The organism is Vreelandella sp. 162(4c), assembly GCF_058152265.1.
Window position 1 is genome coordinate 2379850 of the sequence record NZ_CM176981.1, and the last position, 19965, is coordinate 2399814.

General features: G+C 56.2%; 6 protein-coding genes. 3 read left to right on the forward strand and 3 right to left on the reverse strand.

Going from position 1 to position 19965, the window contains the following annotated elements:
- Positions 1-676 precede the first annotated feature (676 nt).
- Positions 677-13003, forward strand: a complete 12327-nt coding sequence (locus AC4EYZ_RS10940) for a carbohydrate-binding protein (RefSeq protein ID WP_490204262.1) — start codon at positions 677-679, stop codon at positions 13001-13003.
- Between the two features lie 89 nt (positions 13004-13092).
- Here AC4EYZ_RS10940 and AC4EYZ_RS10945 read toward each other — a convergent pair whose 3' ends face one another.
- Both AC4EYZ_RS10945 and AC4EYZ_RS10950 read right to left on the reverse strand, forming a co-directional pair.
- Positions 13093-13740: a single-stranded DNA-binding protein gene (locus AC4EYZ_RS10945; RefSeq protein WP_474191705.1), complete on the reverse strand. Its 648-nt coding sequence runs from the start codon at positions 13738-13740 to the stop codon at positions 13093-13095.
- Between the two features lie 72 nt (positions 13741-13812).
- Positions 13813-15192 (reverse strand): MFS transporter, encoded by a 1380-nt coding sequence (locus tag AC4EYZ_RS10950; protein WP_009288452.1) that lies wholly within the window; start codon positions 15190-15192, stop codon positions 13813-13815.
- A gap of 193 nt (positions 15193-15385) precedes the next feature.
- Between AC4EYZ_RS10950 and uvrA the strand changes: the two genes are divergently transcribed.
- Complete coding sequence (gene uvrA / locus AC4EYZ_RS10955; RefSeq protein WP_041159373.1) at positions 15386-18232, forward strand: excinuclease ABC subunit UvrA; 2847 nt, start codon at positions 15386-15388, stop codon at positions 18230-18232.
- A 154-nt stretch (positions 18233-18386) separates the two neighbouring features.
- The gene (locus AC4EYZ_RS10960) at positions 18387-19130 is read left to right on the forward strand and encodes a Crp/Fnr family transcriptional regulator (protein WP_022520912.1); all 744 of its coding nucleotides are present in this window, start codon (positions 18387-18389) and stop codon (positions 19128-19130) included.
- Positions 19131-19135: 5 nt separating this feature from the next.
- On the opposite strand, the gene AC4EYZ_RS10965 is transcribed toward AC4EYZ_RS10960, so the two are convergent.
- Positions 19136-19930, reverse strand: coding sequence for a hypothetical protein (locus AC4EYZ_RS10965; protein WP_022520913.1), 795 nt, complete (start codon positions 19928-19930; stop codon positions 19136-19138).
- Positions 19931-19965: the final 35 nt, after the last annotated feature.

Sequence of the window (19965 nt, forward strand, 5' to 3'; positions counted from 1 at the left end):
CTCTGCACAATTTACAAACATTAGTGCCAACCACCCAGTCGTACAAGATAAGGCTCATGGCTGCCGCTCGGCGACAGGAGCGGTACACTTTACTGGTTCTCGCCCCCCGTAGGAAGCCTCCTCACCGCCGTGACCGACGAATTTGGCCGCTATTACGGTCAGAATAAACCGCGTGAAAAACCAATCTTAAATAGCTGCATAATGGATATTATCAGAGTAAAGCGCCTTAAACACTGGTGACGAGATGGAATCAACCATAGTCTATTGCTTAAAAAACTAATAACTCTCTAATGACATTCTTGACTATATAGGCAGTAAAAAGAGTTCAAATAGTAATCAATCATCAACTCCAAAAAACTAAATCCTCATTATAAGATAATTATTTTTTTAGCCATATTTCTAAACAACTTACCAAACACTCATATTACATGAGCTATAACCCTCTACTTTCTAAAAATAATATTTAATAAACCAACCAAACAATACAACAACATTAGAAATTTAACCCTTGTGAGATATGAGAGGTTAACTAAGGTAGAAAATTGTAACGAGCATGGAGCCGAGGTGGCCACTACACGGCTCATGGGGATCTGATGCTCAGCACCTTCTCAATATCAACAACCCTAATATGCCAGGTGTTGCCTGCAATTAGCTAATTACATCACAGGGGTGTCTTATGTTCTCTATTTCTTGGGTCGATGCAGCGAGTGGTGAAGTCCAGCGTGGCTTAAACAGCGCACAGACAGTGGCAGTAGATGAAATAGAAAATAGTGCAATCCGTATCATTCCTATCATTAATACCCCCCTTGATTCGTTATCTCTTACGGAATCAATCGAATTAACCATCATTAATAGCGAGGGTGAGTCACTAACGCTCACGAAAACATCTCCACCTTTTATCTTCGATAACCTCCCTAACCTTACCAATGGTGACGTTCAACTACTGATTAGCGCACTCGACAGTGGAGGCAACTTAATTGAAGCTGGCAGTGAGGCGGTCACCTTTGAAGTCACCGAAAGCCTTCCCGTGCCCCCTGTTTTCATCCCCATCCGTATTCAGGCAGAAGATACCGACAATACAGATGGCGACAGCAACTATGCTGTTATGACAGGCGGCGTGACCACGTCCGCCGTCGGTGAACCCAATGCCGTTAATGCTGATGGCAATGCCTATGCCGATTTTGTCGGCCCGAGTGGTGAAACTCTTACCTTCAATATCGATGTCCCGGAGGCGGGTGAATATGAACTGGCGGTAAGCTACGCCTTGAGTCGAAACAACGATGCTGTCGCCAGCGAACGTAACCGCCCTCTGCGTCTAGAAGTGAATGATCAGTTGGTTGATCGCATGTTTGACCTACGCAGTACCAGCCCCGAAGGCAATAATAATGCAAGTGACTTCACTACCTTCGCTGAACGCACCATTATTGTGCAGCTTCAAGAGGGGCAAAACAGCGTCAGCTTTACGTCCAATGGCCTCAGCGGCCCCAATGTGGATTATCTCGAGATCCGCAAACCCGCGCTAGGCAGTCAGGTGATCCAAGGCGAAGAGCTTTTTTTGTCACCAGAACCCGACCTAACCCCAGATGGCATCGATACCAATCGCCCGGTGACTACCGCCAATATCGTAAGCCTCAACGACACCTTTCGAGTAGGTGCCGAAGAGGCTAGCTACCTGGATTGGGCATTTGGCAATGTAGATGCTTATGGGGAATTTGTTTATCAAGCCCCCGTCGCGGGCACCTATTCCATGACCGTAACCTATGCCAGTTCCAGCGGCAGGCCGCTTGATTTGTCGCTGGTCGAAGGCAGCGGCTTAACGAGTATTGGCACCTTTGCATTTGCAGAAACAACGCCCGCCCTTTATATGCCCGATGATCTCGGTGATCTGCCCAGCGGCGTAACTACCAGTACGCCCGCTGCCACGCAATGGGAAGGTTGGACGACAGAAACACTCGAATTCACGCTAGCCGCTGGCGAAAACTTACTGCGGCTGGGCGGCCGCGCCAACGGCCCCAATATCGATAAAATTGAGATGGCGTTGGTGGCGGCAGAGCCTTCCGCACCCACCGCCCTGCTGCTAGATAACAACAGCGTGCTGGAAAACCAGGAAGGCGCCGTTATTGGTCAGCTCATTGTGGAAGACCAGGATGACGACACCCATAGTTTTACTGTCAGCGACGAGCGCTTCGAGGTAGATGTCAGCGGCGTATTGCGCTTGAAAAGCGGCACAAGCCTTGATTTTGAAACGACAACCTCGGTCAGCGTCGAGATAACCGCCACTGACCCGGCGGGTGCGAGTGTTAGCGAAACATTCGTCATTGCCGTTGGTGATGTTGAAGATAGCGTTACACCTCCTCCCGAGCCCGCCGATCCCATCCGTTTACAGGCGGAGGCGTTCGATACTGCCACAATCTTCACCATCGAGAACATCGCCGCCGCCGATGGCGGCCAAGCTATTCGCTTACCCGGCAGCAACGAAGGCACGGCCAGCTATGCACTTGATGGCAAGGTGGCTGCCGGTACCTATACCATCATCGTCGGCTATATCGACGAGAGCGATGGCGAAAGCACTGCTCAACTGAGCATCAGCAACGCCGAAGGCGAAAGCTTCAGCGGCGATTGGACGTTTGACGACGATGCCGACAGCGGCAACGGTGTTCAGCCGCAAAACTTTCGCACTGCCACCTTTACCGACGTGACCGTAGGTGATGACGCTACCCTGTCACTCAGCGCCAGCTCGACGGCGCTGGAGTACGCACGCATCGACTATATCGAGTTTGTGCCCACCGGCAGCGTAGATCCGGAGCCCACTATCCTGCTGGGCATTGCCGATGCCGACCCGTTGGTAGAGAGTGGCGATGAAGGCGTCACCACGCTGAGCTTTGCGTTGAGCGCCTCAAACGCTTTTAGCGGTGACGTGGAGCTTACCCTGGAAATTAATGGCGTTGCCGACACCCGCACGGTCACCTTCACTGACGGGGTCGCCACCCTAGCGGTTGATGTCGCCAACGACGACGAAGATAACGGTAGCGAAACCGTCACGGTCGCCCTTATCGGCGCCACCGATGACAGCTTCGCCATCGACAGTACCGCCGCGACGGCCAGCGGTAGCGTCAGTGAAGATGACGAAGCGGTAGTGCCTGCCGATCCCATCCGCCTCCAGGCGGAAGCGTTCGACACTGCCACGACCTTTACCATCGAGAACATCGCCGCCGCCGATGGCGGCCAGGCCATTCGCCTGCCCGGAAACAGCGAAGGCACCGCCAGCTACGCCCTGGAGGGCAAGGTGGCCGCCGGTACCTATACCGTCATCGTCGGCTATGTCGACGAGAGCGACGGTGAAAGTAGTGCCCAGTTGAGTATCGGTAACGCCACCGGCGAGAGCTTCAGCGGCAATTGGATCTTCGATGACGACGCTGACAGCGGCAACGGTGTTCAGCCGCAAAACTTTCGCACTACCACCTTTGCCGACGTGACCGTGGGCGATGACGCTACCCTATCGCTCAGCGCCAGCTCGACGGCGTTGGAGTACGCGCGCATCGACTATATCGAGTTTGTGCCCACGGGCAGTGTAGACCCGGAGCCGACTATCCTGCTGGGCATCGCCGATGCCGATCCGGTGGTAGAGAGTGGCGATGAGGGCGTCACTACGCTGAGCTTTGCATTGAGCGCCTCAAACGCTTTTAGCGGTGACGTGGAGCTTGCCCTGGAAATTGATGGCGTTGCCGATACCCGCACGGTCACCTTTATCGACGGTGCCGCCACCCTAGCGGTTGATGTCGCCAACGACGACGAAGATAACGGTAGCGAAACCGTCACGGTCGCCCTTATCGGCGCCACCGGTGACAGCTTCGCCATCGACAGCGCCGCCGCAACAGCCAGCGGTAGCGTAAGCGAGGATGATGCCGTTCCAGACACTGTCGCGCCCATCGTTATCCAGGCAGAGGATGCTGCTCTGGTCACCGTCAATGATAGTGGCCTACCCTCCAATGCCGATTTCACGCGAGTGGTAGATCCTAATAATCCCGATGCCTTCACTAATTACCGCGAAGGAGCCGTCGGTGGTGCCTATATGGACTTTGGCACAAACCCCGGCGACGAAGTTATCTTCAACGTTGAAACCGAGGTAGCTGGCACCTACACCGCGGTAATTCGTTACGCCAACGGTAGCGCAGGGCCCCGCCCCCTTGACCTAATGATCAATGGAACGCCTGTTCCCCAAGCGGCTTTCCCGCCGGCAGTCAATGATGGCGTCAACGACCCATGGGATAGCTGGCTAGAGCTTGAAGTGGAGATGGAGCTTCAAGCTGGCCCCAACAGCGTCTCATTTGCCATACCGGCAGTGGCCGATGGCGGTGTCAATAACGGCCCCAATATCGATCAGATTATCTTCAACTACCAGCAGGACGACGGCGGTGAAGCACCCACCGAGCCCTTCCTGTTTGAGATTCAGGGTGAAGCGCTCACCATCGACGATGATGAGCCTACCCCTGATACAGTGGTTCGCGACGCTAGCAATCCCGAAACCAATGCAGCCGCTGGCCCGGACGGCCTATGGGATGGTTTTACCGGCAGCGGCTACCTCGATATGGGCAACGAAGCCGGTGATGCGGCCTTCTTTGAGGTAGCCGTCGAAGAAGCGGGCACTTATACCCTGAATGTGCGCTATGCCAACGGTGATGGCGCCGGGGCTAGCCGACCGATGACTCTCCTGGTAGGTGGCGCCCCCCAGGGCCAACTGGCCTTCCCCACCACTGGCGCAGGCAACGACGGCTGGGTGAATTGGCAAGACGCCACCATTGAGCTGGAACTGATGGCGGGCAACAACACCATCCGGCTGGAGAACGTCGGTAATGCCGGCCCCAATATTGATAGCCTGAGCGTCAGCCGAGAGGGTACTCAAGAGCCACCGGTTGTCGAGCCAGGTGAGCGCTTTGCCGTCAAGATTAATTTCGAGCCCGATGGCTTTGCCACTCCGGAAGGCTATATCGCCGATACCGGCTTAGCGTTTGGCGATCAATCCGTCGAGATCGATGGCCAAGTTTACCAGTACGGCTGGGTTACCGAGGCCTCCATCGCCGATGGCACCGAAAATGGCACTATACCGATGGCGATCAATACCCTCTCCAGTGTCGCCGTCAACGACCGTACCGATGAGATTGCCGGGCTTGATCCTCGCCAGGGCACCTACGCTCACTTCGACCAGCCTGCGGAAGGCTATGTACGCGCCGGATGGGAAATGGAACTGGACGACGGCTATTATGAGGTCACGATTTCTATCGGCGATACCTCAGGGCCTTACGACAGCGTCAATCTGATCAACGCCGAAGGTGAGCAATTCAGCACCCCCTTTACGCCGTTCCGGCCCGATGATTTTCCAGCCGACAATAGCCCCAGCAACGACACCGAAGGCTTCCGCTCCGAGTTGGTCACCCGCGTGGTACAGGTTACCGATGGCCGCTTGACCCTAGATTCGATTGGCCTTGGTGATAATACCGAGGTCCAGTATATCGAGATCCAGTCGATTCCCGACCTGACACCGGAGGATGACCGTGAGGCACCGGAAGATTACGCCTTCTTCACCGACCCGCGTGCTATCGCCGGAGTGGGCGAGAACGAGATTCGGGTCGAGTTAGACGCCGAAGACGGCACGCCCCCCACCGGCGTCGATCCCGATTCGGATATTTTCGTGGGCATCTCGGTCGTCGATGGCCGTGGTGGTGCTCTGCTGGAAAGCTTAGGTGACGGCTCCGTACGGCTCTTCGAAACTGTCAGCGGCGAAGAGGTAGCTCTCAACGTCAACACTACCGGCGGCTTCGATTCGTTGACGATTTCTCCCAACAGCATGCTCAAAGAGTTCACCAGCTACACCCTGGTCATCGAAGGCTTTCAGGATCGTGGCGCCAATGACGACCCAGACGCACCGACCCGGGAATTTCAGAAATTCACCAACACTTTTGTCACCGGTGAAGCCTCTGAAATTGTGCCAAGAGAAGTAGCGTTCAACGATGTCATTGAGCTCAACGGCGCTGCTGACAACGCTTACCAATTCACCTCGCTGGAGCTATCACCTGATGGTAGCAAGATGTACATCTCGAATATGCTGGGCGAGATCAAGCGTTACGACGTTAACCCGCAAACCGGCGCGCTCTCCAATGAGCAAGTGTTGGCACTCGACTATTTTGCAGGGGATTCGGCAGGATCGCGGGGCATTATCGGCCTAACCTTCGACCCTACCGATCCCAATGTCCTGTGGGTAAGCGATAACTATCCGATTCCACTTGAAGGGCGTGATAATGGCGTCCCCGATTTCAGTGGACGCATTTCCAAGATTACCCTGGAAGAAGGTGACGCTTTCAACGCCACTGCTGAAGCCTATATCACCGGACTGCCGCGCTCCAACGGCGACCACGTTACCAATAGCCTCGAATTCCGCGCCAACCCCGAATTCGACGCCAACACCAACCCAGACGTACCGAGCCACTTGCTGTATCTACTTCAGGGATCGAACTCGGCGATGGGGGCACCCGATAGTGCTTGGGGTAACCGTCCGGAGCGCCTGCTCAGTGCCGCTGTCATGGAAATAGATCCGACCCGTGAAGCGCCAGCAGGTGGCTTTGATGTAACCACCGAGCCCTTGCCTGAGGATGGCTTCAACCGCCGTTTCACCGACGATGACGGCGTTGATTTCAAGGCAGACCCGATTGCCATGGGTGATGACCGTTTTCTGGTCTTCGCGGCCAACGGTACCGCAACAGTAGAGGATTCCGATGGTAACTTGATCGAGAGTTATTATGATCCTTTCGCCGATGACGCTGTGGTCAAGATTTTTGCCACCGGCGTACGCAATGCCTATGACCTGGTGTGGCACTCCAATGGCAATCTCTACATCCCGACCAACGGCTCGGCGGCCGGCGGCAACGTACCGGATGACCCCTCGACGCCGCAAAATGAGTACGTAAGTAACGTCGAAAAACAGGACGACTACCTGTTTACGGTTAAGGAAGGAAGCTATTACGGACATCCCAACCCCCTGCGCGATGAGTTTATCCTCAATGGCGGTAACCCAACCGCAGGCAACGATGCCAACCAGGTAGGTAACTACCCTGCCGGCCAAGACCCTGACCCCAACTACGACATCGAGGGAATCTATTCGTTAGGCGAGAACCGTTCTCCCAACGGCGTCACCGAGTACACCAGCGGCGTGTTTGGCGGCAACCTGCAAGGCAGCGTGCTGTTCACCGAATATTCTGGTGGTGACGATATACGCTCCATTACTTTCGACGCCGCAGGCAACATCACTGGGGACGAAGTGCTCCGCGATGTGAATGGTAACGTTATCACCTACATAGACCCGCTGGATATTATCGAAAACCCGGCCACCGGCCAGCTCTACCTGCTGACGCTGAACCGCAACAACGGTCAGAGCCAGATCATTCGCCTCGACCCAGCGCCAGGTGGCGTCATTGTCGATCCTGAAGAGCCTGATGATGAGCTGGTGTCGCTACTCACTATTCAGGCAGAAGACAATACGCCCAACGATGGTACCAGCGTATCAATTGCTCAAGGTGGTGGTGCTGAGATTCAGATCCGCACGGTGAATAACCCCGAAGCCAACCAGCCAACCGGTGTGCGCCCTGGCGCCTTCGGTTTGGACGGTAACAATGATGATACCGATGGCGTATTAGGCGGCTATGCCGATTTTGGCAGTACGAATAGCGACTTTATCACCTTCAGTTTCGAGCTATCAGGGGCCGATGCGGGTGATTCAGTGCTGCGAGTTCGCTACGGTAACGGCGACACCGTAAACCGCCCGCTGGAAGTGTTCGTCAATAATGTCAGCGTGGGCACCTTCAACTTCAGCCCGCCAACGGGTGTGACCGGCGACGACGCCTGGAACGAGTGGCTAACGCTGGATATCCCAGCGTCGCTGGTATCAGGGCTTAATACGGTACGCTTCCAGGCCGTCAATAATACGGGCCCCAATATCGACCAGTTGGAGATCCTACAGGCCCCCGAAGACACATCGCCCGGCTACACCGACTACGAAGCTGAAAACGCTCAGCTCGATGGGCCGGTGATTATCACCAACAGTGAGGATGACCGCAACGCCTCGGGTGAAGGGTTCGTCGATTTCAATGGCACCAGCGACCAGAGTATTACCTGGACAGTAGAGGTCGATGAGGCTGGCACCTACGACGTTGGCTTCCGCTATGCCCTGGCAGCCTCCAAGGCTGACCGTCCAATGGTAGTCACCGTCAACGGTATCGATATTGGCACGCTCAATTTCCCAGGTCAGAGTAACGAAGCTGAGGATAACTGGTTCTTCCAGTCAACCGAGTTAACCCTGGGCACAGGCAGCAATACTATTACCGTCACAGCCCCGGGGGCCAATGGCCCCAATGTCGACCTGCTGCGCATCGCGGATACCCCATTGGATACCTTCGAGCCCGTTTACGCAGACATTGATGGCAGTGGCCGTATCGAGCTTGAAAGCGGCGATAGTGCCCGGGCTGTCAATGACCGTACCGCCGACTTCTACTTCACGGTGAATGAGGACGGCGCCTACAAACTTGACCTGGCCGCCAATGCGGGCGCACCGGATGGTGGTGCGTTGACGCTGCTGCTCAACGGGCAGCCGGTGGATGAGATGAGTTTCCCAGGCGTTGGCGAGGCCGGCGAGCAGTCCGCCTATATCGAGCTTCAGGCGGGACTCACCTACAACCTGCGGGTTGTTTCCACGGCGGATGGCGTCGATGAAATCGACTACCTCGATATCTCGCCCGCCCCCGGCAACCCCGATGCGGATATCGGTATCCAGAGCAACGATGCGGCCTACTACTCCGACCGCTTGCACTTCAGCTACCTGGAGAACGACAGCGCCTCCAACCCTAACCGTGACTATAAAGAGGATGCCACGGTCACCATCAGCAATACCGGCACCAATGAGCTGGTCTTTATTGACACCGATCTTGATGGCCCCTTCACTCTCGTCGATCCCGATATCTTCGCTGGCCTGACACTGGCTGCAGGAGAATCGATTGACGTGCAAGTGCTGTTTGACCGCGCGGCCTATACGCCACCCACTAACGATGCCGGCGACGGCGTCTTCGAGGGAACGCTGCGCCTGGTCACCAACGATGCGGACACCCCCGTCGCCGAAGTGCACCTGGCAGGCTTCTGGCAGGCGCGTGACGAAGGCGGCTGGGAGCCCAACGTCAACGAGGTCTGGGAAGTGTTCGGTTTTGGCAACGTCATCCAGGGGCTAACCACCGTAGGTGGTGGCGAGAACTCGGTTCTCAACGACTTCGACCTTTACCGGCCGGTCAATGATGACGAGGTGATGTCACGTTACTGGAAGATAGCCGATGGCTTCGAGTCGGCCACGATTACCCAGTTGGCGGCCTACCACGGCAACGGTGGAGCAACACTGGGGATTCATAATCCCGGCAATAAAAACCAGGATATTATCCTTTCCGATCATGCAGGCGACAATAACCAGTCGCTACTGCCTATCAAGGCCAATGGACAATTCGCGACGGCAACGTTCACTCGCGACCAAATCCCCGACGGCTGGATCGGTAACGATATCTTTGGTATCGAGGTTGCCAATCTCTCAACCGACCCGTCGCTCAATCCCACTGGAGGCGGCACGGTACCGCCAGGGGCGGAAGACATCGAACGTGGCTATACCGTGCGGGTATTCCAGGCACTGGATGCCAATGGCAACGTAATCCCTAACACCTACCTGGGCGTGATGGATTACACCGGCATCAACTATGACTACAACGACAACATGTTTGTCATTGAAGGGATCTCACCGGTTTCCGGCGGCGAGATCTCCATCACCAACCTGGATGGGGTACCCTCGGATGATCGCCTGGTGATGAGCCGAATAGAAAACCCGGCCAACGCCAGCCAGGTGTTCCACGACGAATCGACCTTTACCATCACCAACGATGGCTTCGCCGACCTGGAGATCAGCAGCCTGGCAATTTCCGATCCGAGCCTATTTGAGATCGTGGGAGCCACCGAAAACCTGATCATTCCCGCCGGCGGCACACTGGATGTCACCGTTCGCTTTATCGCCGAGGATTTCGATGACGGTACGCTGTATGAGTCCACGCTGACCATTAACTCAAACGACGGTGATGAGGGAACCAAAACGATCCAGCTGGCGGGGATTGCCCAGGGCCAGTCGGAGAATGGCCAGGAGCCGCTGGTACAGGAGATCATCGACGCCTTCGGCTTCTCGACCAATGTAGCCGAGGGGCAGATGAATCAGGGCGGGCTGGTGGAAGCGAACGGGGATGAGATTCTCTCGCCCTACTTCCAGCGTGCCGACGGTCAATCGCCGATCAAGATCACCCAGTTGGCGGCATATCATACCCAAGGCGATGTGGCGCGACTGTTTATCCACGATGTGGATAGCCGGGATCGTGACGAGATACTGGCCCACGACGAGCAGGATGGGCAAACGCTGCTGCCGCGGGCACTCAATAGTGGCGACTTGCTGACCACCACCACTCTGGATCGGGACGCGCCCTTTGGCTTCTTTGCGGACATTACCGGTCGCCAAGGCTACATCTCCTGGTCTGACCCCGATGCCAACCTCTACGAAGACACCATCGATGCTATCGGCAGCCCCGGCACCAACCTGAACTGGGACGAAAACGACGGCCACCTGATTCGCGTCTACGTAGCGAAAGACGCAGCAGGCAACGTCATTCCCAATACCTATATCGTGATTCAGGACTATGCGGGGGTGAACTACGACTACAACGACAATATCTTCCTGGTCGAGAATGTTCAGACCTATGACCCCACCGGGGTGGAGGATGCCGATGGCAACGGCCGCATCGATCTCTATGACGACAGTGACGGCGATGGCATTCCGAACTTCCTGGATGACCAGGCACCTGTAGAGCAAACTGCTTACAACACAGGCGAAACGCCGTGGACACTCGGGGCGGATGGATTGACGCTGGAAGCCAAGCTGTTCGATAACGGTGGCCAGGGCGTGGCCTACAACGACACCACCACCGCCCATCAGGGTGCAGCGTTCCGCTCCGACGAAGCGGTGGATATCTCCAACGGCACCGAAGCCTTGGGTTATATCGCCGATGGCGAGTGGGTCGAGTACACGCTCAATGTTGAAACGGCAGGCACCTATGCACTGAGCTTCCTCACCTCGGCAACATCAAATGGAAAATCCATCACCGCCGCTTTTGAGCAGGATGGCAACTTCCAGAGCAGTGCCTCGATCAACCTGCCCAATACCGGCAGCTTCACCAGCTTCCAGACGGTTGGCCCACTGGAGTTCGATCTTGATGCTGGCGAGCAAGTGTTGCGACTGACGTTCAACGGCGGCCAGCTTGACCTGCAGTCGTTCAGCTTCGAGGCGATCGACCTGGGAGAGGAGGAGCAACAGCCCTTCAACACCAACCAAACGCCATGGCTGGTAGAGGATGAAGGCCTCGTGCTGGATGCCGTCAACTACGATAGCGGCGGTCAGGATGTCGCCTACAACGACAGCAGCGAGAATCAGGAAGGTAGCAACTTCCGGGGCGATGGCGTGGACATCGTCGGTGACGGTTCGGCCATCGGCTGGATCGAAAACAATGAGTGGGTCGAGTACACGCTCAATGTGGCTCAGGCAGGCACTTACGAGCTCTCCTTCCTCTCGGCGCTGGGGTCGACCGGTGGTGCCGCACGCTCCATTACTGCGTCCTTCGCCCAAGGAGATAGCCCTTACACCACCGCCTCGCCGGTCAGCGTGAACTACAGCGGCAGTTGGACGACCTTTGTACCCACCGACAGCGTACAGGTAGAACTGGAAGCCGGTGAACAGGTGCTGCGCTTAACCTTTAACGGCGGCTCCCAAGACCTGGCCTCGTTCTCACTCGCCCCGATCACTACTACCGGCAGCCAAATACCCTTCAATGACAGTGGAACCCCCTGGGAGGTGGGCGACAGCTTCACGCTGGATGCCGCACTATTTGATGTCGGCGGTGAAGGCATCTCTTACAGCGATAGCGATCCTCAGCAAGAAGGTAGCAATTTCCGTGAAGGCGGCGTTGATATCGTCGGTAATGGCACAGCGATCGGCTGGGTTGATGTTGGAGAATGGGTTGAGTACACCATCGACGTGGCCCAATCCGGCACTTACAGCCTATCGTTCCTCGCTTCGACTCCCTCAAGCGATGTCACCATCACTGCCGCCGTCGAAAAAAATGGGGCGTTCTATCTGGAAGCCAGCTCACCGCCGCTGCCCAACACTGGCTCCTGGAGCAACCCTGTTGCCAGTGACGGTATGTTGCTCGATTTACAGGCCGGGGAGCAGACCCTGCGGTTAACCTTCAACGGGTCAGCGGGCAGCGACTTGATGGACTTCCAATCATTCACCCTTGAACGTGAGAACGTACAGCAAGCCTTTAACGAGGAGGGCACCCCCTGGTTGATTGACGACGACGGCCTGTTTCTCGACGCTATCAACTACGACCAGGGTGGCGCGGGCATAGCCTACAACGATAGCAGCGAAACCCAACTGGGTAACGCCAGCATTCGCGGCGAAGGTGTGGATATTGTTGGCGACGGTGAGGCCATAGGTTGGATCGCCAATAATGAATGGGTAGAGTACACCGTCGATGTCGTTGAAGCTGGCGAACACACCTTCTCGTTTATTACCGCGACACCTTGGTCTGGCCGCAGCATAACGGTCGCCGCTGAGAAAGATGGCGTGTTCTACGCACAAGCCTCCCCGCTTAGCGTTCCCAATAGCGGCGACTGGGGAAACTATGTCCAAGGGCCGGAGGTGACGCTCAACTTGCAGGAGGGGGAACAAGTAGTACGGTTAACCTTCAATGGTGGCTCAATGGATCTTCAATCACTCATCATTGAGCAAAGCGAGAACCAGCCCTCAGCACTAAGCCTTAATAGCGGTGAAGATGCCCTGGGGGTGACGGGAGTTCAAGAGCCATCAACGAGTGAGCTGTTGTTCTAACCGCGGTTACCAAGCCTGGTACGCAATATAGCCCGCTTTTTAGCGGGCTATATTGTGATCTCGTTAATCGTTTTAGGCGTTTTGCGTCTTTAGAACGGGATCTCATCGTCGAAGTCGTCGAAGTTACCCGGATCCGGAGCGCCGTAGCTGCTGTTCTGCTGGTTGGGCGGTGGAGCCTGGTTGCCCTGGTGCGGTGCTGGCTGAGCGGGCCGTGGTGGCTGTTGTGGGCTCTGCCCGCCAGGGTAGTTATTTCCGCCTTGAGGCGCACCACCCTGAGGGGGATAGCCGCCTTGGTGATTAGCAGCAGGATTATTTTGAGCCGGCGCATTCTGGGGGGCGTTCTGAGGAGCGTTCTGGGAATAGTTATTGTGCGGAGCGCCACCGCCCTGGTAATCACCGCTACGGCCATCAAGCATCTGCATATCGTTGGCAACGATTTCCGTCGAGTAGCGATCTTGCCCATTCTGATCCTGCCACTTACGGGTTTGCAGGCGCCCTTCAATATAGACTTTGGAGCCTTTTTTCAGGTACTGCTGGGCGATCTCAGCGGTTTTATTGAACATCACCACGCGGTGCCATTCGGTGCGCTCTTGGCGTTGACCGCTTTGGCGATCCATCCAGGTATCAGTGGTGGCCAGGTTTAGGTTGGCCACAGCGGTGCCGCTGGGAGTGAAACGCACCTCTGGATCCTGCCCGAGGTTGCCAATCAGAATGACTTTGTTAATGCCGCGAGCCATAAGGCGCTCCTTTAATAGCTGTCATGTAGAGTTTATTGCCAACCGCCGCCACACTTCATCGGCACGGCTGGATTAAGATTTGGGGGGTGCCATGAGCTTGTTCAACGCCGCCTGATCGAGCTGCTGGCGGTTCACCTTTAAATAGACCAAACGCTCTTCTGGCACCACCATTACGTCTTCGACGCCGACCACATCGGCTAAGTGTTCCATCAACAGGTCGAGCGCATCTGCCTGGGTCTCGTGTAGCGCCACCACTTCGCTGGAGAGCGGGGGCGGTGCGGGCATCCGCCACATGGCGATCCACCAGCATAGCGCAAGCCCAGCACAGCCAATAAAAACCGCGTTGAGGCCACCGTAATGCGCCAGTAAACCGCCTAGCGTACCGCCTAAAAAAGCGCCTAAAAATTGGCTGGTGGAGTAGACCCCCATCGCGGTACCTTTGGCGCCCGCCGGGGCTAACTTACTGAGCATGGAAGGTAGCGTCGCTTCCAGCAAGTTAAAGCCGGTGAAGAACACAAACAGCCATACAAACAGCCAGTAACTTGGCGAGAGTGGCAACCCCAGCCCGGCCAAACTAATCACAATAGCGCCGATCGCAACCAAGCACATCAAACGCATGCGCTGCTGCTTCTCGGCCACAATTATCAGCGGCACCATGGCCACAAACGATAGCGCCATAATGCCAAGATATGCCAGCCCGTGATACTCAATCGCTACACCGGCGTCTAGCAGGCGAAAAGGTACCGCGACAAATATCGCCATCAGCACTAAATGCAGGGCAAAAATCGACATATCCAGCCGCCATAAATCGGGGCGGGTGATGACACTTTTAAACTGCTGGCGATCCATGCCCACATCGCGGTGACGTCGCCGCCGCGGCGCGGCAGGCACCCAGCGCCATAGCACCAGCAGCCCCACCAGCGTTAGTAGCGAGGTAAACCAGAAGACCCCAGCCAGCCCAGCCCAGGCGGCAAGCCATGGCCCCAGCACCATCGCAATCGCAAACGAAACGCCAATAGAAAGCCCAATGGTGGCCATAGCGGCGGTGCGCACTTCTTCACGGGTTTGATCCGCCAGCAGCGCCATAATCGCCGCGGCAACGGCACCGCCACCCTGCAGCGCTCGCCCGGCAATCACACCAATAATGGTATCGGATAGAGCGGCGACCACGCTGCCGAGTGCAAATATCAATAGCCCCATGGCAATCACCCGCTTACGACCAATGCGGTCAGAGAGTAAGCCAAACGGGATTTGCAGCGTTGCCTGGGTTAAACCATAAATCCCCAGCGCCACGCCCACGAGTAGCGGGGTCGAACCCTCAAGGGTGTCGGCATACAGCGCCAACACCGGCAGCACCATAAACAGACCCAGCATGCGCGATGCATAAAGCCCGGCCAAACCACTGATCGCACGTCGTTCAGAGGCCAGCAATAGTGCGGAAACCTTGCGCATAATGCCCTTTTATATGGTGGTTAAGCATGTGGTGAGTCAGAGTGGATTGTGACAATCCTCTATTCTAGCGGTTTGGGCTGGCGCTGGAAACGTCGCGAGTTGCCGCAGGTTATCTTGGGTTATGAAAGCGGTTTTGCCGGGAGGGTGCCGACAAACGTATAATCACGCTTTTGCCGCGCGATTCGAGGTGTTGATGGACAGCATTCTGGTCAGGGGTGCCCGCACCCACAACCTCAAGCAGATCGATGTGGAGCTGCCCCGTAACAAGCTGATTGTGATTACCGGCCTCTCCGGCTCGGGTAAATCGTCGTTAGCATTCGACACCCTTTACGCCGAGGGGCAGCGCCGCTACGTGGAATCGCTCTCCACTTATGCGCGCCAGTTCCTGTCGATGATGGAAAAGCCCGATGTGGATCACATCGAAGGGCTGTCACCTGCGATCTCCATTGAGCAGAAGTCCACTTCCCACAACCCGCGCTCGACCGTGGGCACCATCACCGAAATTTACGACTACCTGCGTCTGCTGTTTGCGCGTGCCGGGACGCCCCGCTGCCCAGAACATGGCGAAGACTTGGAAGCCCAGACCATCTCGCAAATGGTCGACCAAGTCATGAACCTCGCCGAAGGCACCAAGCTGATGCTGCTGGCGCCGGTAGTCAAAGGCCGCAAAGGCGAACATTTACAGTTATTAGCCGAGCTGCGCGCCCAGGGCTTCGTACGCGCCCTGGTCGATGGCCAAGTGCTGGAACTGGACGACATCGCCCCACTGGATAAGCGCAAAAAACACGATATCAGCGTCGTCGTTGACCGCTTCAAAGTGCGCGACGACCTTGCCCAACGTTTGGCGGAGTCCTTTGAAACCGCGCTGAACCTCGCCGACGGCACCGCCATGATTCACTTTATGGACGGTGAACGCGACGATATTGCCTTTTCATCGCGCTTTGCCTGCCCGGTGTGCGGCTACTCGCTGGCGGAACTTGAGCCACGCATGTTCTCGTTCAACAATCCTGCGGGCGCCTGCCCTACCTGCGACGGGCTAGGCGTACAGCAGTACTTCGACCCGGACAAGCTCATCAGCCACCCGGAGCTATCGCTTGCCGAAGGCGTGATCAAAGGCTGGGATCGGCGCAATATTTACTACTTCACCCAGCTCCAGGCACTGGCCAAGCACTACGGCTTTGAGCTGGAAACGCCCTGGCAAGAGCTCGCCCGCCACGAGCGGGAGGTTATCTTAAACGGCAGCGGCGACGAACAGATACCGTTTGTGTACGTGGGTGATCGCGGCCGTAAAGTGACCCGCGAACACGCTTTCGAAGGCGTACTGCCCAATATGCAGCGCCGCTATCGGGAAACCGAATCCAATATGGTGCGCGATGACCTGGTCAAATACATCGCCGTACAGCCCTGCGCCACCTGTAATGGCTCGCGCCTGCGTAAAGAGTCACGCCATGTTTACGTGGATGATCACAATATCGCCGAGATTGTGCGCTTTCCGATTGGTGAGGCGTGGCGCTACTTTGCCGACCTAAGCCTGCCAGGACGCAAAGGTGAGATCGCCGATAAAATCGTCCATGAGATTCACGCCCGGCTAGAGTTTCTGGTCAACGTGGGGCTGGACTATCTCAACCTGGAGCGCAGTGCCGATACCCTTTCCGGCGGTGAAGCCCAGCGTATCCGTTTAGCCAGCCAAATCGGCGCAGGCCTGGTCGGGGTCATGTATATTCTCGATGAGCCGTCGATTGGCTTGCATCAGCGCGACAACGACCGACTGCTGAAAACCCTTGAGCGACTGCGTGACTTAGGCAATACCGTGATTGTGGTAGAGCACGATGAAGACGCTATTCGCGCCGCCGACCACGTGCTGGATATCGGCCCAGGTGCGGGTGTGCACGGCGGTGAAATCGTTGCCCAGGGCACCCCGCAAGACGTGATGGACAACCCCAACTCGCTGACCGGCCAATACTTATCTGGCTCCCGGGAAATTGCCGTGCCGCCCTACCGCATACCCGGCAATCCAGAAAAGCAGCTGATTGTGCGCGGCGCTACCGGCAATAACCTGCAGAACGTCACCCTTAGCCTGCCGCTGGGGCTGTTTATCGCCATCACCGGCGTTTCCGGCTCAGGTAAATCGACGTTGATCAACGGCACCTTGATGCCGATTGCGGCGCGCGAATTAAATCGCGCGACAACATTGACCGCCGCGCCCTATGAGAAGATCGAGGGGCTCGACCAGCTTGATAAAGTCATCGATATCGACCAGAGCCCGATTGGTCGCACGCCACGCTCCAACCCGGCCACCTATACGGGTATTTTTACGCCGATTCGCGAGCTGTTTGCGGGCACCCAAGAAGCGCGTTCCCGGGGCTATAAGCCCGGTCGTTTTAGTTTTAACGTCAAGGGTGGGCGCTGCGAGGCGTGCCAGGGCGAAGGCATGATCAAGGTAGAGATGCACTTTCTGCCGGATATCTACGTGCCCTGCGATGTCTGTAAGGGCAAACGCTACAACCGCGAAACCCTGGACATTCATTACAAGGGTAAAACCATCCACGAAGTGCTGGCCATGACGGTGGAAGACGCCCTGGAGTTCTTTAGCCCAGTGCCCGCCATTGCACGTCGCCTGCAAACCTTGCTAGATGTAGGCCTTTCCTACATTCGCTTAGGGCAGAGCGCCACCACCCTTTCCGGTGGCGAAGCGCAGCGGGTTAAACTCGCCCGTGAATTGGCCAAGCGTGATACCGGCAAAACGCTGTATATCTTGGATGAGCCCACCACCGGCCTGCACTTTGAGGATATTCGCCAACTGCTGACGGTACTTCACCGTCTGCGCGATCACGGCAATACCATCGTGGTGATTGAGCACAACCTGGATGTGATCAAAACCGCCGACTGGATTGTCGATCTTGGCCCCGAAGGGGGTTCAGGTGGCGGACAGATCATCGCCGAGGGCACGCCGGAACAGCTCGCCAAACAGGACGTTTCGCATACCGGCCGCTTCTTAGCGCCGCTGCTCGCGCGAGGCAAGCGTGCAACGAAGCGTTGACGCTGGTTTTCGAGGGGTGAGCGCTGCTCACCCCAGGCTAAATAGGTACGCTAGTTAGCCTATTTGGGCGACGCAGTAGATGGCCACATCGTTTATAGTGGCGGGCAGATAATCGTTAGCAGTATTATCCAATCCTGTGCTGGAGGGATACGTCGTGGGTCAGGAAAACAGCTGTATTATTAAGCACTTCAATCACTACTGCTCATTAAGCGATGATGAGAAGGGATTGCTCATGGCGCTAGAGGAGAGCCCAACCAATATTAAGTCGGGCACGCTACTCTGGGAGATGGGCGATGCGGCCAATGAGTTTTGCACGCTAAAAAGTGGTTGGGCCTACTCCTACCGTCACTTAGAGAATGGTGACCGACAGATTCTCGAAGTGTTTTTGCCGGGCGATATCATCGGGTTGCGCGAGTTTGCCTTCTCGCAGCGGCTTGAAAATGTGCGCATGATTGATGATGGCGTGATTTGCCATTTCCCGCATAAACGTATGCTGGAAATATTTCGCCAGTCGCTGCCTCTCACCTCGGTGATGTTTGCCATTGGCAGCCGTCAGCAGGCGCTGCTCACTGAGCGCCTCGTCACTCTGGCCAGACGCAGTGCACGTAAGAAAATGGCGCATTTTCTGTATGAAATGTATTTAAGGCTGCGCCAAACCAACCCGGATATTAGCAACCAGTTCCGCCTGCCGCTCTCACAGGAGCAGTTAGCCGATGTGCTCGGGCTAAGCCCGGTACACGTTAGCCGCACCTTTACGGCGCTTAGTGAAGACGGCCTAGTATTTCGCGACCGCCACCATGTCACCATTCCAGACTTATCCGCGCTATGCACCGAAGGTGAATTTGACGATTGCTACCTCACCGACAATGTCCGGCCACTGTTAGGCGATTCCGCCTGAGAAAACTAACCACACTTTGACCAGCCGCAGCCAGCATAGCAGGTCGGGCAGCCATCCATCATGATCAGCTCACCGCGGCACTCGGGGCAGTTACCCACTATGGCTGGGCCACTGCCTTCAGGCTTTTTTCCCTTCGTTGCCTTATCACCGCCAATCGACTCCACCGCGCCTGTTTCAATGGGTGCATCATTAGCTTCGTCTTCAGCACCGGGCTGCCAAGCGTGGCCGTGAGCCATACGATGAGCATAACGCTCTACCAGCTTTTCAACCGGCACCTGGTTGCCATCCCGATCTAGAAAACCGCGGCGATAAAGAATCTGCTGAATCGACCAGGCAATCGCCGCCACTTCCGAATCGTGGAACATTGGCTTATTCCAACGGTTCATACCACAGCGTACCAAGCCTTTGTCCCAGGCCACTTTGCGTAGATCCGCCACCGCTTGGGTGACGTAACCACCGCGGGCCGCCAGCGAAAGGCTGCGCATGGTCGCGGTGATCCACTGGTGCTCGCTGGAGAGCTGCCCTGACGGAAAAAAGAACTCCACCGGGCGCTCAATCACCACGCGCTTACTGCCAATCACGCCTTCCACTGGCATAAACGACACCAGCAAATAGACTTTTTTACGCCCTTCCGCGCCTACGTATGAAATCTTTTCAGACACGGCTTCCAAAGTGCCTTCCGGACGGGAAGGTATACGTACCGTTAGCGGATCTTCATCTTGTAGCTCAGGAACGGGAACGGCCTGCTCCTGCTGCTTGATACGGTAACCAACAATTTTTGAGGTAATTTCTACAGCCATGGTGTTCTCCACTTAGCAAAGGTGTGCGTTTTTAA

Bases quoted from the DNA above. Each gene is read 5' to 3' on its own strand.
- uvrA (WP_041159373.1), top strand. From the start codon at position 15,386: ATGGACAGCATTCTGGTCAGGGGTGCCCGCACCCACAACCTCAAGCAG.
- AC4EYZ_RS10965 (WP_022520913.1), bottom strand. From the start codon at position 19,930: ATGGCTGTAGAAATTACCTCAAAAATTGTTGGTTACCGTATCAAGCAG.
- AC4EYZ_RS10940 (WP_490204262.1), top strand. From the start codon at position 677: ATGTTCTCTATTTCTTGGGTCGATGCAGCGAGTGGTGAAGTCCAGCGT.
- AC4EYZ_RS10950 (WP_009288452.1), bottom strand. From the start codon at position 15,192: ATGCGCAAGGTTTCCGCACTATTGCTGGCCTCTGAACGACGTGCGATC.
- AC4EYZ_RS10945 (WP_474191705.1), bottom strand. From the start codon at position 13,740: ATGGCTCGCGGCATTAACAAAGTCATTCTGATTGGCAACCTCGGGCAG.